Genomic DNA, 14,865 nt, shown 5'->3' with positions numbered 1-14,865 from the left:
GATACTCTCATGCTTTCCCGCTCGGAATTCGACGTGATGCTCGCTTTGAAGAATACCCCTGCAGCCTCGCAGCGAGCCCTTGCCTCGACATGCGGAATGTCGCTCGGCACGGTGAACTCGGTCATCAAATCGCTCGGTGATCGCGGCCTTCTCGAGGGAGGCGCCCTCACGGAGGAAGGCGAGGAGGAGCTTGCACCCTATAAGGTTCGCAATGCCGTCATCATGGCGGCGGGCCTCTCGTCGCGCATGGCGCCGCTTTCCTACGAGTGCCCGAAAGGCGTGCTCAAAGTGCGTGGCGAGGTTCTCATCGAGCGCCAGATTCGCCAACTCAAGGAAGCGGGCATCGACGATATCACGGTGGTCGTCGGGTTCAAGAAAGAAGAGTTCTTCTATTTGGAAGACCTTTTCGGCGTGAAAATCGTTATCAACACCGATTATGCGACCCGCAACAACCACGCGACGCTGTTCCAGGTGCGCGACATCATCGGCAATACCTATATCTGCTCGTCGGACAATTACTTCGAGCACAACCCCTTTGAGCGCTACGTCTATGACTCCTATTACGCCGCGGTGTTCGAGGAAGGGGAAACCGACGAGTACTGCCTTCAGACGAAAGGGCGCGACAAACGCATCACGGGCGCTGTTGCCGGCGGGTCCCATTCGTGGGTCATCATGGGGCATGCTTACTGGACTCGGGACTTCACCTGCGATTTTATGCGCTTTCTGTCCTCGGAATACCACCGCACCGAAACGCTCGGCAAGCTTTGGGACGACATCTTCCTCGAACACGCCGATGAACTGCGCATGTACATGCGCCCCTACGAGAAGGGCGAGATCCGCGAGTTCGACTCCCTCTACCAGCTGCAGGATTTCGACCCTCTGTTCATCGAGAACGTCGCTTCGGATGTGCTCGATAACATCTGCGCGACGCTCAATTGCGTGCGCGGCGATATTTCAGGCGTGAAACCGATCAAGAAGGGGCTCACTAACCTCTCGTTCTACTTCGAGTGTCGCGGCGAGGCCTTTGTCTATCGCCATCCCGGTGCCGGCACCGATGAGATCATCAATCGGCAGGCGGAGACCTATGCCTTGAAGATCGCGTCCAATCTGGGGCTCGATTCTTCGTTTGTCCACGAGGACCCCGAGCTTGGCTGGAAGATTTCGCGCTTCGTCCCCGATTGCGAGCCTTTCGACTACGACAACGACGATCATGTGGCGCGCGCCTTGAACCTTGTGCGGCGTCTGCATAAAAGCGGTGCGGATTCCCCCTGGTCGTTCGACTTCTACGACGAGGCGTGCAAAATCGAGTTGCTGCTCGCCGCCGAGGACTGGTCTTTCCCGGCTGATTTCTCGGAAATCAAGGGGAGAATCGAGCGACTCGTTCCCCTTATGCGCGCAGGTTCCGGCGCGCCAGTCCTTTGCCATAACGACTTCTATGGTCCGAATATCCTTGTGCATGGCGACGAGATGTGCCTGATCGACTGGGAATATGCCGCAATGGGCGACTATGGATGCGACTTCGGCAACTTCGTAGCGCAGGGCTCGGGCTTCGACGTCGAGTGCGCGAAGCGGGCGGTTCCGCTGTATTTCGGCCGTAAGCCCACTTCAGATGAGGTTTTCCACCTGATTGCCTGTACGGCGGTCGTTGGATGGTACTGGTATGTGTGGGCTATGCACCGCGAGCTCAAGGGTGCACCGGTGGGCGAGTGGCTCTACGTGTGGTATCGATCGGCGAAGGACTACGCGGATGCCGCACTTGCCATGGCGGACTCGATCGGCATGCCGACTTCGGGGGCGGGTGCGCTTTCCTTCGAGGAATTCGTCGTGCTTGCCCAGGCCGAGGCGAAGACGCGCAACACCGTGCACCCTGAGTCCTTGGACGACGCATCCCACGAGGCGGCGTATGGCCGTCTGTGCGAAGGGGGCTTGCTTGCCGATGGCGCGCCGACTTCGCGCGGGCTTGCGGCGCTTGAGCCGTATCGGGCCAAGCGCGCCGTCCTTTTGGCGGCCGGCTTCGGGAGCAGGCTGCTTCCCGTTACGGTGAACACACCCAAGCCGCTTGCGCGCGTTCACGGGGTGCGCATCATCGACCGCCTGATCGATGCGGTCATGGCCGCCGGGATCGATGAGATCTACATCGTCCGCGGCTATTTGGCAGAAGAATTCGACCAGCTTCTCGGTAAGTATCCTAACTTGTACTTCATCGACAACCCGCTTTTCGACCAGACGAACAACATCTCGTCGGCAGTGGCTGCATGCGGGCACTTCGAGCGCGCTTACGTGTTCGAGAGCGATTTGTTCCTCACGAACCCGACGCTGGTGAGCAAGTATCAATATCGGTCGAATTACCTGGGCTTTCCTGTTGAGAAAACCGACGACTGGTACTTCGACGCCAACGAGGAGGGCGTCATCGAGAACCTGGCGAAGGGGAAGGACGCCCCGTGCTGGCAGATGGTCGGCCTGTCGTATTGGACGGCGGAAGACGGCGCGCGGCTTTCCCGCGACATCCCCGAAGTTTTCGAGCGCGAAGATGCGCGGCAGATTTTCTGGGACGACGTGGCGATTGTTCGCCGTGCGGGAGAATACGCGGTTCACGTGCGCCGGTGCAGCCCCGATGATATCCTGGAAATCGACGACTTCGACGATCTGCGCCGTATCGATCCCGCGTATGTCGTGCGCCATAAGGGAGCCTAGCAGCTATAATCGTGGGGACTCAAACGGAGTTCTCGAAGCATAGTTATGAAGCGCTGTTCGCAGGGAAAGGGGCTCATCGCATCATGTCGCAAACGAGGAAGGCGCCTGACCGTTCAACTTACGCGCTCGCGATCGATGTGGGCAACACGCTTACGCGTTTCGGCTTGTTCGACGGGGAAGAACTGACGTCGACCTGGTGCGCAACGACGCGTCCCGTGATCACCGTCGATGAGGCCCACGCCATGCTGCGCGAGTTCTTCCTTATTCGCGGGGTGCTTGCAAGTTCGCACGAAGCCGCTGTCGACCGCGCCATCGTGTCCTCGGTTGTGCCCTCGCTCACCGATGTGTGGGTGCAGGCGGCCCATGCGGTGAGCGGGTCTCGTCCGCTCGTTGTGGGCCCAGGCCTGAAGACGGGCCTTCGGATGCGCTTCGATGACCCAGGGCAGGTTGGCTCCGATCGCATTGCGGATATGGTCGCCGCCAAGGAGCTGTTCGGTTATCCGCTTATCGTCGTCGATTTCGGCACGACCACCAATTTCGAGGTGCTTGCCGAAGACGGTGCCTTTATCGGCGGAATTATCGCACCTGGCCTGCGGCTTTCCCTTTCAACGCTCTCTTCTGCCGCGGCGAAGCTCTCCATGGTCGAGATGAAGGCCCCCGCAACGATCGTGGGGTCGAACACGCGCGCCGCTATTCAGTCGGGAGCCATCATGGGCGAGGTCGCGCGCATCGACGGGCTCATCGACATGATCTGGCGGGAACTGGGTTATACCGGCGACGTCGTCATGTCGGGCGATGATGCCTCGGCGTTGGCGGCCCTGTGCAGCCACGAGGCGCAAGTGGAGCCCGATCTGACGCTTCTCGGGCTGGGCATGCTCGAGCGTGCGAATCGGCGCAGGTAGGAAGCCCTATGCCGACCGACGTTTCCGAATCGCTCCTACAGCCGTGGGAGGGGTCGGCAATCCTGCTTGTCGACCTTGACGCCTTCTTCGCGTCGGTCGAGCAGCTCGACCATCCCGCCTGGCGTGGGAAGCCCGTCATCGTCGGTGGCGACGCCGACAAGCACGGGGTTGTCTCCACCGCCTCCTATGAAGCGCGCGCGTTCGGTGTCCACAGTGCCCAGCCCTCGTCGACGGCGCGGCGGCTGTGCCCCGACGCCATCTGGACGCATGGTCATTTCGATCGTTATCGCGAGATGTCCAACGCCATCATGGGCATCCTGCGCGATGAGACGCCGCTCGTGCAGCAGGTGAGCATCGATGAGGCGTTTGTGGACGTGTCGCCTACCAAGGTCAACACGGAGCACCCCGTACTTATCGCCCAGCGCATCCAATCGCGCGTAGAGGCGCTCGGCGTCACCTGCTCGGTAGGCGTGGGCACGTCGAAGACCATCGCGAAAATTGCTTCTGACATGGATAAACCTCGCGGACTCACCGTGGTCTACCCGGGACGCGAGCAAAGCTTTCTTGCGCCTTTGCCTGTTCGGAAAATGAGCGGCGTGGGCGCCGTCGCCGAGCGAGAGCTTACAAGCCACGGCGTGCGCACCTTGGGGGACTTGGCCTGTGCGGACGAATCGCTGCTTCGCCGTATTTTCGGGAAGAACGCACTCGTGATGCGAACCCGCGCGCAAGGTGGGGACATGACGCCTGTCGAGGCGGGAGAGGCCGCGAAATCGGTGTCGAACGAGATGACATTCGCGAGGGACCTTGTGGCGCGGGTCGATGTGGAAGCGGCGATTGCCACGATCGCTGCGAAGGTGGGGCGGCGCCTGCGCAAGAAGGGCCTTGCGGGCCGCACGCTTTCCCTTAAGCTGCGCTTCGACGACCGTTCCGTGCGCTCGGTCCAAAAGCGTCTACCCGCGCCGAGCGACGACGAGCTTGCCTTCACCCCGCTGCTCTATCGCATGGTCGATGAGATTTGGCGCGAGGGGATTCCCGTGCGTCTTCTTGGCGTGGGGATGAGCGGATTTGAAGAAGACGAATTTGTGCAGCAGACGCTTTTCGATGTTGTGCAGGAGGCGCCCTCCGCGCTCGATGCTACGCCCGTCATTGCCGATGATGCCAAGCGGCGCGGTTTGCTCGATGCTACCGACGCGCTGCGCGACCGCTTTGGCGAAGGTGCCGTTCGCTTTGGGCATGAGCTGCGCAATGCGGGGAACACGACGGGGACCGGCGCCAAGAATCCTGACGATTACAAGTAGGGTTTGCGATTGCGCTTGCGGCTGGGCTGTGGACAGGTGCCTGCGAGCGAGCGTATCCGCGTCGGCGTAAGCAGACGAGCGACCGCGAACGCGCACTTGGGAGCTCGAATGTAGGCAGGCCGCCTTTCCTCTCCTGCGGCATATTCCCCGATTTCGCCACAATGCCGTATACTTCTTCATAGAGTAAAACGACCCGTGCTCCAGGGTGCTTTGCGCGGAGTCTTGTCATGAAAGGATAGCCATGGATTTCGAGATCGTCACCGACTCAAGCTGCAACCTGAAAGAGGAAATGATCGACGAGTTCGGTCTCCACGTGCTTCCACTGACGTTCATGGTCGATGGCGAACAGCGTCAAAGCTACCTCAAAGGCCAGATCACCGACTTGAAGCAGTTCTATACGATGATGCGCGAGGGCAAGGTCATCACGACTTCGCTTCCTAATCTGGCCGATTCCGAGGCGCTTTTGCGCGGCCTTTTGGAAGCGGGCAAAGACGTTCTCTACCTGGGCTTCTCGAGTGGCCTTTCGGGCACCTACGAGGCTATCTCGCTTCTGTGCAACCAGCTTGCCGCTGAATTCCCCGATCGCAAGATCTTCTCCGTCGATACGCTCGCCGCATCGGGCGGGGAAGGCCTGCTTGTGTGGTATGCCGTGCAGAAGGCTCACGAGGGGCTCTCGATCGAAGAGCTTCGCGATTGGGTAGAGCAGCATAAGCTCAACCTGGCGCACTGGTTCACCGTCGACGACCTCATGTTCCTGTGGCGCGGCGGGCGTGTCTCGAAGACGAGCGCCTGGGCGGGTACGCTGCTGAACATCAAGCCTGTTCTTCACGTCGACGACGAGGGCCATCTCATCCCCATGGAGAAGGTGCGCGGTCGCAAGAAGTCCCTGAACGCGCTTGTCGACCACATGGAGAAATCCGCGACTCCGCCTGTTGCCGACCAGATGATCTTCATCACGCACGGCGACTGCCTCGAGGATGCGGAATACGTCGCGGCAAAGGTGCGCGAGCGCTTCGGCGTGCGCGATGTCGTCATCAACTACGTTGACCCTGTCATCGGTGCGCATTCCGGTCCGGGTACGATGGCGCTGTTTTACATGGCGGAAAGCCGCAACTAGCAATCATGTCCGCCCCCGCAATGCCCGCGACCACCCGTCGCACGCTCCATTACTACTGGCTGGTTACGCGCTCACACTTTGGCCTGTTCGCGGGCCTTGTCGCCTCGACGCTGGCCTACGTGGCCCTGCTTTCGTACGCGAATCCGTACCTTATGAGCATGGTGGTCGACCAAGTGAGCGCGAACCCTGTCGCCGCCGACGAGGTGTTCGCCACGTTCGGTCCCTTTGCGCTTGCCCTCGTCGCCGTGAACGTCTTCGGTCAGGCGGCGAGCAAGCTGCAGGACTATTGCATGTACCGCCTGCAGATTGCGGCTTCATATGATCTGGCCACGATGAGCTTCGATGCGCTGTGCAACCAGTCGATGTCGTTCCATTCGAACCGCTTCGGCGGGACGCTCGTGAGCCAAACGTCGAAGTTCATGAGTGCCTACCAGCTCATCTTGGAGACCCTGTCGTTTCCCTTCTTGCCGGTGCTCTGCTCAGTCGTGTTCACCTGCGCCGTGCTCATTCCGCGCGTGCCCATCTACGTGGTCGTGCTGATGGTGCTGCTCGCAATTTACGCGTGCGTGTCCTATTTTATGTACAAGCGGATTCTCGGTCTGAACGAGAAGGCAGCGAGCGCGCAAAACCAGCTGTCTGGCGAACTCTCCGATTCGGTTGCGAATATCCTTGCCGTGAAAACCTACGGGCGCGAGGATTACGAGCGCACGCTTTTCGACGAGGCGAACCGCTGCGTCGTCGAGCGCGACAATCGGCGTATGCGCGCCTCGCTTGCTCGCGGTATCGTCACGGCGTGTATCGCTGTTGTTATAATGAGTGCGGTCACCGTCTTCATTATCGGGGGAAACGCTTGGTACGGCATCACGCCCGGCACGCTTGTGCTCATGTTCACCTATACCTACACGGTGACTAACCAGTTCAATTTCATCAACAACGGCCTGCAGCGTTTCAATCGCGCCTTCGGCGATGCGAGTGGGATGACTCAGGTTCTCGATGAGCCGCGGCTTGTGGCCGACCTTCCTGGCGCACCCGATCTTGAAGTGAGCCGCGGGGAAATCGATTTCTGCGACATCGGGTTTTGGTATACCGATGGTTCGGCGAAAACATGTGTGTTTGATGATTTCAACCTACATATTGCCCCAGGTGAGCGCGTAGGTCTTGTCGGTATGAGCGGGGCGGGGAAGACCACGCTCACGAAGCTTTTGCTGCGTTTGTCCGACATCCAGGAAGGCAGCATCCTTGTCGACGGGCAGAACATCGCCCGCTGCACGCAGCAATCGCTTCGCCGCCAGATTGCCTATGTTCCCCAGGAGTCGCTGCTCTTCCATCGCAGTATCGCCGAAAACATCGCCTATGGACGACCCGACGCCACGATGGATGAGATTCGCGAGGCCGCACGGCTTGCGAACGCGCTTGAGTTCATCGAACGTTTGCCGGAAGGCTTCGACACGATAACCGGCGAGCGCGGCGTGAAGCTTTCAGGTGGGCAGCGTCAGCGCGTGTCGATAGCGCGCGCTCTTTTGGCCGACTGCCCTGTCCTTGTGCTCGATGAGGCCACAAGCGCGCTCGATTCCGAAAGCGAGCAGCTCGTTCAGGACGCGCTCTCGACGCTTATGCGGGGCCGCACGTGCATCGTGGTGGCGCATCGCTTGTCGACGGTGGCGAGCCTTGATCGCATTGTCGTGTTGGACGACGGGCGCATCGTGGAGGACGGCCCGCATTCCGAGCTTGTCGCCCAAGGTGGAGAATACGCCAACCTGTGGGAGCGTCAAACGGGCGCTTATCTGGAGTGATATCTGATTTCGGATGAACTTGCGAATCAACCCTTTCTCTGCCGTCTATCGCGATTTTGGGAAACCGCTCGTTCTGCCAATTACCGAGCCTTCTTCTTGGCTTATACTCTTGTGGTTTGACGGATGGCGCATTCGTGCGCTTTGCATAGGAATCGATCGGGAAAGGCTGGGCCGCTTTTATGGCGAGCAACTACAAGAACACAATGAACCTGCCCACGACCGACTTCGCGATGAGGGGCAATCTCCCGAAAAACGAGCCCAAGCGCCTCGCGGAGTGGGAAGAGGACCATGTATACGAGAAGCTGCAGGAAAAGAACAAGGACGCCAAGCCCTTCGTCCTGCACGACGGCCCCCCGTACGCGAACGGCCCCATTCACCTTGGCCATGCGCAGAATAAGATCTCCAAGGACATCATCAACCGCTATAAGGCCATGCGCGGCTTTCGCACTCCGTATGTGCCTGGTTGGGACTGCCACGGCCAGCCGATCGAGCATAAGGTCGAGACCATGCTCGGCACTGAGAAGTTCAACCAGCTGCCCACCGAGAAGGTCCGCGAGCTGTGCCGCAAAATGGCCGTCGAGCAGGTCGACACCCAGCGCCAGGGCTTCAAGCGCCTAGGCGTTCTGGCAGAGTGGGACAACCCGTATCTGACCTACGTGAACGACTATGACGCCACCGACGTCGAGATCTTCAAGGCCATCTTCGATCGCGGTGCAATCTATCGCGGACGTAAGCCGGTCCATTGGTGCTCGCACTGCCACACGGCGCTCGCCGAGGCGGAAATCGAATACGGCGACGAGGTCAGCCCCGCAATCTTTGTGCGCTTCGAGATGACCACCGCGCCTGCTGGCCTCGAGGCATGGGCGGGCAAACTCTGGGTCGACATCTGGACCACTACGCCGTGGACCCTTCCCGCCGACGACATCGTCATCCTGCATCCCGAAGCCGACTACGTCGCGGTTATCCACGACGGCCAGGCTGAAATCATGGCGCGTGCCCTTGTGGAAAAGGACTGCGAGAGGTTCGGTTACGGCGAGGTCGAGCTCGTGTGCGGCGCCGACGGTGAGCCTTGGAGCATGACCGGCATCGAGCTTGCGCACAATAAGTACAAGCAGCCCATCTTCGGAGACCAGGGCGTCGAAGGCGAATTCGTCTACGCCGACTACGTCACCTTGGATGACGGCACCGGTATCGTCCACGGAGCACCTGGTCACGGCGTTGATGACTACCTTGTTGGCATGAAGTTTGACATCCCTGTGGTCATGCCCGTCGACGACGACGGCCGCTTCTACAAGGGCGACGAAATGGGTACAGGCGGTTCGTGGTCGGGCATGGAGGTCAACGAGGCCAACCCGAAGATCATCGAGTGGCTGCGCGAGCGCGGCACGCTCATCCTGCATGAGGACATCAACCACAGCTATCCGCACTGCTGGCGCTGCAAGCAGCCCGTCATCTTCCGCGCGACGAGTCAGTGGTTCGTCTCGATGGACAAGGAACTCGACGACGGCCGTACGTTGCGCGCAGAGGCGCTCGACGAACTCTCGAAGGTCGCGTTCTATCCGCCTCATGCCGTGAAGCGCATCGGGTCTATGGTGGAGGGCCGTCCTGACTGGTGCATTTCCCGTCAGCGCAACTGGGGTGTGCCGATTCCCGCTTTCACCTGCGAAGACTGTGGCGAAACCGTCGTGAACGACGAAACGCTCGACGCCGTTATCGCGCTTTTCCGCGAGAAGGGCTCCGATTGCTGGTTCACCGACGATCCCGCGAGCTATCTGGGCGACGCGTGCGTCTGCCCGAAGTGCGGCGGACACCATCTGAAGGCGAACAAGGACATCCTCGACGTGTGGTGGGACTCCGGCGTTTCCCATACCGCCGTGTGCAAGCATCGCGACAACCTTGAGTTCCCCGCTGACATGTACCTCGAAGGCTCCGACCAGCATCGCGGTTGGTTCATGAGTTCGCTTATGACCTCGGTGGGTGCCTACGGCACGGCGCCGTACAAGGCGGTTGTCTCCCAGGGCTTCACGCTCGACGGCCAGGGCCGCAAGATGTCCAAGTCGCTTGGCAATGTCATCGACCCGAACAAGGAATGCGATACCCGCGGTGCCGACGTCATGCGCCTGTGGGTTTCCTCTGTTGACACCTCAAACGACGTCACCTGCGACGGCGAGATCCTTTCGCACGTCGGCGAGGCATATCGCAAGATCCGCAACACGCTGCGCTTCCTGCTCGGCGAGATTGAGGGCCGTTTCGACCCCGCGACTGACGCCGTGGCGGTAGACGAACTTGCCGGCTACGACAAGCTTGCGCTTGCCCGCCTGTGCCAGGTGCATGAAGTCGTGACGGAGGCTTACGAGGGCTATCGCTTTAACGTGGTGTTCCGCAATCTCTACGACTATGTGACCGAGCTTTCCAACGGCTACCTGAACGCCACCAAGGACCGCGTGTACTGCGGTCAGGCGGATGGCCAGGACCGTCGCAGCGCTCTCACCGTGTGGGCGCAGATCCTCTCGATGCTCGTGCATGACCTGCAGCCGATACTTGTCTTTACCTGCGACGAGGTTATGGCGTTCCTGCCCGCTTCGCTGCGCGACGGTCAGACCCGTGCGGCTCTGCTCGACTGGTACACGGCTCCTTGGTCTGCCGATGAGGCCGCGAGTCTGCTTTCCGCCTACAACCAACTTTCGACGGCGCGCGACGTGTTCACCAAGGCGTTCGAGGAGGCGAAGGAATCGGGCATCGTGACCGAGGGCACAAGCCAGGCAGCTCAGGCTACGCTCACGCTTCCCGCCGACGCTGCAGCTGCGCTGGCAAACGTCGACTTGGCGGAGGTCTTCGTTTGCGCGGCGGTCGAAGTTGTCTCGGGTGAGGGCTTCTCCTGCGCCGTTGCTCCCGCGACAGGCGAGAAGTGCCCGCGTTGCTGGAACGTGCGCGAACTTGGCGGCAACGCTAACCACCCGCATGTCTGCAAACGCTGCGGCGACGTGCTCGATTCGATCGGTTTTTCCGAGGAGGACTAGCGCTTGAGCGCCGAAAAAGATTTCGAGAAAGGGCGGACCGTGCGCGCTGTGGCGCGGCGGTTCGCCGTGTTTATCCCCATTGTGGTGGTTTGGCTTGTGCTCGACCAGGCTTCGAAGCTGTTCTTCAACGGCTCGTATCACGCGGGGCAGGTGATTTCCGATCCGATTCTCGGCATCTTCCGCTTCCACCTTGTGTACAACACGGGCGGTGCCTGGAGCATTTTCTCGGGCGCTACCTGGGCGCTCGGTATCTTCTCGCTTCTGGTTTGTCTCGCGCTCACGGCGTATCTGGCGCTTACCCCGCAGCGACCGAACATAGGTGAGCTTATTGGCCTCTCGCTTGTCGTCGCGGGCGGCATTGGCAATGCAATCGACCGCTTCACCCTTGGTTTTGTCGTTGACTTCATCGAGCCGACGTTCATCGATTTCCCTATCTTCAACATTGCTGATATTGGGGTGACCTGCGGAATCGTTTTGTTCATCGTATCGCTTCTCATCCACGAGCGCGCCGAGGCCAATCGCGCGGCGCAAGGTGCTGAAAACGGGGGTGGGGAATAGATGGCGCGTATGTTGAGTTATTCTGCTACGGCGCTTGACGCGGGCGAGCGACTCGACTCGCTTCTCGCGGCGCGCTCGTGTTTTGCGAGCCGAAGTGCGGCGGCGCGAGCGATTGAGTCGGGCTACGTCTTTGTGAACGGGGCTGTTGTTGCTAAAAAGTACACGGTGTGCGCGGGCGACACCATCGTGTATCAGGAAGCGGAGGAAGTCGTTGCTGGCCCAGTAACGGGACAGCCGATTGATCTCGATATCCGTTTCGAAGACGATAATCTTATCGTCTTGTCCAAACAGATCGGTTTTGTCTGCCACCCTTCCGTCGACCACGCGGACGGGACGCTCGTGAACGCACTTATCTACCACTGCGGCGCCGATCGTCTCTGCAACGTGCAGGGCGAGGACGACCGGCTGGGCATTGTGCATCGGCTCGACCGCGATACGTCGGGTCTTATGCTTGCGGCAAAGACCGACGAAGCTGGTTATGCGCTCATGCAGGATATCCGCGACCGCGCGGTCGATCGCCATTACCTTGCGCTCGTCCACGGCGTGATCGCGCCTGATACGGGCATGATCGATGCGCCCATCGCGCGAACCGCCAATGAACGGACGCGTATGGCTGTTCGCGATGTTCCTTCTGCGCGCGATGCCGTTACCACCTTCCGCGTTCTTGAGCGTTTCGAGCCGCGCCAGCACGACGATGGCTACACGCTCATCGATTGCAAGCTGTTCACGGGCCGCACGCACCAGATTCGCGTCCATATGCAGTACGCGAAGCACCCGCTTGTGGGCGATCCCGTCTACACGGCGAACGGGCCGAAGGATGCGCGCGCCCAGCTCGGGCTCAAGCGACAGTTCCTTCATTCGTTTAGGCTTCGCTTCACCCATCCCGAGACAGCCGAGGAACTCACGTTTGCTGATAATTTGCCGAATGACTTGGTCAAAGCACTCCATGGCTTAGCTGATCGCGGTCGCGGCTTGACCGACGCGGGGCGCGAAGTCGCCGAACTATTGGCGGATGCGCCTCACCCTTCGATTGAGGGCGAGCTGCCAGAATAGGAAGTGATGAACTGTGGCGTTGCATGGCAAAGAGAAAGTAGGCGTGCTTCTCGTGAACACCGGGACGCCGTCGTCGCCTGAACCGAAGGCGGTCAAGCGTTACCTGGCGCAATTCCTCATGGACAAGCACATTGCACCAATGAATCGGTTTATCTGGTGGTTTATTCTCCATTTGGCTATTTTGCCGAAGCGAAGCGTGGCTTCGGCGGAGAAGTACCGCAAGATTTGGACCCCCGAGGGTTCGCCGTTGCTGGTGACGCATAGGGCTCTTGCCGAGGCGCTCGAGGCTCGTCTCGAAAGCGAGGGATTCGACGCTCCTGTGCGCATTGCAATGAGTTACGGCGAGCCGTCCATGAAGAAGGCCATCCGCGAGTTCCGGGAGCTTGGCTGCGAGCGCATTGTCGTGTTGCCGATGTACCCTCAAACTGCCCACAGCACGACGCTTTCAGTGAAGGACGGCGTTGCTCGCGCCGTGCGCCGTGCTCACTGGAAGGGCGCCACTTCTATCGTGGAAGGCTACGCCGAGCATCCGAGCTATATCCGCGCGCTTGCCGCCTCGATCGAGCATGCGGGGTTCGGGCAGCAGCCAGGCGATCGCCTTGTGTTCTCGTTCCACTCTATTCCGCTTGTCGATATCGAAGACGGTGATACCTACGAGCTGCAGACGGGTGCCACGAGCTTGCATGTTGCCGATGAGCTGGGGCTTAGCCGCAAGGCCTGGACGATAAGCTATCACTGCCGCTTTGACAACGCGCGCACGTGGCTCTCGCCCTTCACGAAGGACACGCTCGCTCGCTTGGCCGAGGTCGACGACGGGCGGACGTTTATCGTTTGCCCTGGGTTTTCCGTCGACTGCCTGGAGACGCGCTTCGATGTGGAAATCGAATTCGGAGACTTGTATCGTGAAAAACTGAGGTCATCGGGTCACCCTGTGGATGATTCCCGCTTCGTGTATGTCCCTTGCTTGAACCAGAGCCGCGCGCACGTGCGCGTGATCTCCGATGTTTTGAAGCCGTATCTTGGGGAAGGGGAATAGCGTCATGAGCCAAACCGATTCGCTGAATTTGCAACCTGTGAACAGGGGAGACGCAAGCTCGCCCCTGGTTTTGCTCGGTGTTACGGGATGTATCGCTGCCTATAAATCCTGCGAGATCCTGCGCGGCCTTCAGAAGGCAGGCGTGCGCGTGAAGGTTGTCATGACGAAGAACGCCTGCGAATTCGTCGGCCCGACCACCTTCCGTGCCCTGACGCACGAGCCCGTTGCCATCGACACCTTCGGCGATGGTCCGGGCGACCCAATTCATCACGTGTCGCTTGCCGAGGAGTGCGACCTGTTTCTTATCGCGCCCTGTACGGCGAACGTTCTCGCGAAGATGGCGGCGGGTATCGCTGACGACCTACTTTCGACGACGGCGCTCGCCTGCACGGCTCCGATTGCGGTGGCTCCCGCAATGAACGTGCACATGTACGAGGCTGTGGCGACGCAGAGCAATATGAGGACGCTCGCGGCACGTGGCGTTCACTTCATCGAGCCTGGTGAAGGCTATCTCGCATGTGGGGATGTGGGTCGTGGGCGTCTTGCCGACCCTGCCGATATCGTTTCCTATGCCCTCGAGATGCTCAAGTCCGAAAGAGACTTGGCGGGCAAGCGCATTGTCGTGACGGCGGGGCCAACTGTCGAGCCGATCGACGCTGTGCGCTTCATCTCGAACCCTTCGACGGGCAAGATGGGCTTCGCGATTGCCGAGGCTGCGGCGCGCCGCGGTGCCCAGGTCACGCTTGTTACGGGCCCTGTGAGCCTCGATGACGTTGCCGGGGCGCAAATGGTGCGCGTGGGTACGGCCTGCGAGATGAAAGCTGCCGTTGACGAGGCATTTCCCTCTGCCGATATCGCCATCTTCTCTGCGGCGGTGTCCGATTTTCGTCCTCGGGTTGCCTGCGATCGTAAACTTAAAAAGGGCGCTGATGATGAGGCGCTTGCGCATATCGACCTCGTTGAGAACCCCGATATCCTTGCCTCGTGTGGTGCCTCGAAGCGTGCGGGCCAGGTGGTTGTGGGATTCGCCGCTGAGACGAATGACGTGACCGGCAATGCGCGCAGCAAGCTTGTCCGTAAGGGCGCTGATTTCATCGTGGCGAATGACGTTTCATGCGGAAGAGGCTTCGGCGCCGACTCCGATGAGACGTCATTCGTGAGTGCTTCAGGGGAAGAGCATCTTCCTGAAATGGGAAAACGTCAACTTGCCGACCGAATTCTCGATAAAGCGCTAGAATTCTTGAAATAAGGGCTTGAAACCAAACGAAGGTAACGGTATTATAAACAAGCTGTCTTAAGCGGACGGCAAACAAACGAATCGGGTTGTGGCGCAGTTTGGTAGCGCACTTGACTGGGGGTCAAGGGGTCGCAGGTTCAAATCCTGTCAACCCGAC

General features: G+C 60.0%; 10 protein-coding genes and 1 tRNA gene. All 11 read left to right on the top strand.

Annotation, left to right across the window (positions count from 1 at the left end):
• Positions 1-9 precede the first annotated feature (9 nt).
• The 11 genes from Q0G85_RS03775 to Q0G85_RS03725 all read left to right on the top strand — a co-directional run bounded on the left by Q0G85_RS03775 (position 10) and on the right by Q0G85_RS03725 (position 14,864).
• On the top strand, positions 10-2,694 hold the full coding sequence (locus tag Q0G85_RS03775; protein WP_297154870.1) for an NTP transferase domain-containing protein: 2,685 nt from the start codon (positions 10-12) through the stop codon (positions 2,692-2,694).
• Between the two features lie 83 nt (positions 2,695-2,777).
• The gene (locus Q0G85_RS03770) at positions 2,778-3,596 is read left to right on the top strand and encodes a type III pantothenate kinase (protein ID WP_297154868.1); all 819 of its coding nucleotides are present in this window, start codon (positions 2,778-2,780) and stop codon (positions 3,594-3,596) included.
• Between the two features lie 8 nt (positions 3,597-3,604).
• Positions 3,605-4,894, top strand: coding sequence for a DNA polymerase IV (gene dinB / locus Q0G85_RS03765; protein ID WP_297154866.1), 1,290 nt, complete (start codon positions 3,605-3,607; stop codon positions 4,892-4,894).
• 241 nt (positions 4,895-5,135) lie between these two features.
• Positions 5,136-6,011 carry a DegV family protein gene (locus Q0G85_RS03760; protein ID WP_297154864.1) on the top strand — a complete coding sequence of 292 codons (876 nt, stop codon included), beginning with the start codon at positions 5,136-5,138 and terminating at the stop codon, positions 6,009-6,011.
• Between the two features lie 20 nt (positions 6,012-6,031).
• Entirely contained in the window at positions 6,032-7,804 is a 1,773-nt protein-coding gene (locus Q0G85_RS03755) for an ABC transporter ATP-binding protein (RefSeq protein ID WP_297154862.1), read from the top strand.
• 179 nt (positions 7,805-7,983) lie between these two features.
• Complete coding sequence (gene ileS, locus Q0G85_RS03750; protein WP_297154860.1) at positions 7,984-10,824, top strand: isoleucine--tRNA ligase; 2,841 nt, start codon at positions 7,984-7,986, stop codon at positions 10,822-10,824.
• Positions 10,825-10,827: 3 nt separating this feature from the next.
• Positions 10,828-11,382, top strand: a complete 555-nt coding sequence (lspA, locus tag Q0G85_RS03745) for a signal peptidase II (RefSeq protein ID WP_297154857.1) — start codon at positions 10,828-10,830, stop codon at positions 11,380-11,382.
• Positions 11,383-12,435, top strand: a complete 1,053-nt coding sequence (locus tag Q0G85_RS03740) for an RluA family pseudouridine synthase (RefSeq protein ID WP_297154855.1) — start codon at positions 11,383-11,385, stop codon at positions 12,433-12,435.
• Positions 12,436-12,448: 13 nt separating this feature from the next.
• On the top strand, positions 12,449-13,471 hold the full coding sequence (gene hemH / locus Q0G85_RS03735) for a ferrochelatase (protein ID WP_297154852.1): 1,023 nt from the start codon (positions 12,449-12,451) through the stop codon (positions 13,469-13,471).
• Between the two features lie 4 nt (positions 13,472-13,475).
• Positions 13,476-14,720, top strand: coding sequence for a bifunctional phosphopantothenoylcysteine decarboxylase/phosphopantothenate--cysteine ligase CoaBC (gene coaBC / locus Q0G85_RS03730; RefSeq protein WP_297154850.1), 1,245 nt, complete (start codon positions 13,476-13,478; stop codon positions 14,718-14,720).
• Positions 14,721-14,790: 70 nt separating this feature from the next.
• Positions 14,791-14,864: transfer RNA gene (locus tag Q0G85_RS03725), tRNA-Pro, on the top strand.
• Position 14,865: the final 1 nt, after the last annotated feature.

Origin of the sequence: uncultured Ellagibacter sp. (assembly GCF_934617235.1) — a bacterium.
Taxonomy (GTDB): domain Bacteria; phylum Actinomycetota; class Coriobacteriia; order Coriobacteriales; family Eggerthellaceae; genus Ellagibacter.
The sequence above is the reverse complement of the archived record's forward strand: the minus strand, read 5'-3'. Positions and strand labels throughout refer to the sequence as shown.

Excerpts from the sequence above, each read along its gene's own strand:
- dinB (WP_297154866.1), top strand. The coding sequence starts at position 3,605 with ATGCCGACCGACGTTTCCGAATCGCTCCTACAGCCGTGGGAGGGGTCG.
- Q0G85_RS03770 (WP_297154868.1), top strand. The coding sequence starts at position 2,778 with ATGTCGCAAACGAGGAAGGCGCCTGACCGTTCAACTTACGCGCTCGCG.
- Q0G85_RS03740 (WP_297154855.1), top strand. The coding sequence starts at position 11,383 with ATGGCGCGTATGTTGAGTTATTCTGCTACGGCGCTTGACGCGGGCGAG.
- Q0G85_RS03755 (WP_297154862.1), top strand. The coding sequence starts at position 6,032 with ATGCCCGCGACCACCCGTCGCACGCTCCATTACTACTGGCTGGTTACG.
- coaBC (WP_297154850.1), top strand. The coding sequence starts at position 13,476 with ATGAGCCAAACCGATTCGCTGAATTTGCAACCTGTGAACAGGGGAGAC.
- Q0G85_RS03775 (WP_297154870.1), top strand. The coding sequence starts at position 10 with ATGCTTTCCCGCTCGGAATTCGACGTGATGCTCGCTTTGAAGAATACC.
- ileS (WP_297154860.1), top strand. The coding sequence starts at position 7,984 with ATGGCGAGCAACTACAAGAACACAATGAACCTGCCCACGACCGACTTC.
- Q0G85_RS03760 (WP_297154864.1), top strand. The coding sequence starts at position 5,136 with ATGGATTTCGAGATCGTCACCGACTCAAGCTGCAACCTGAAAGAGGAA.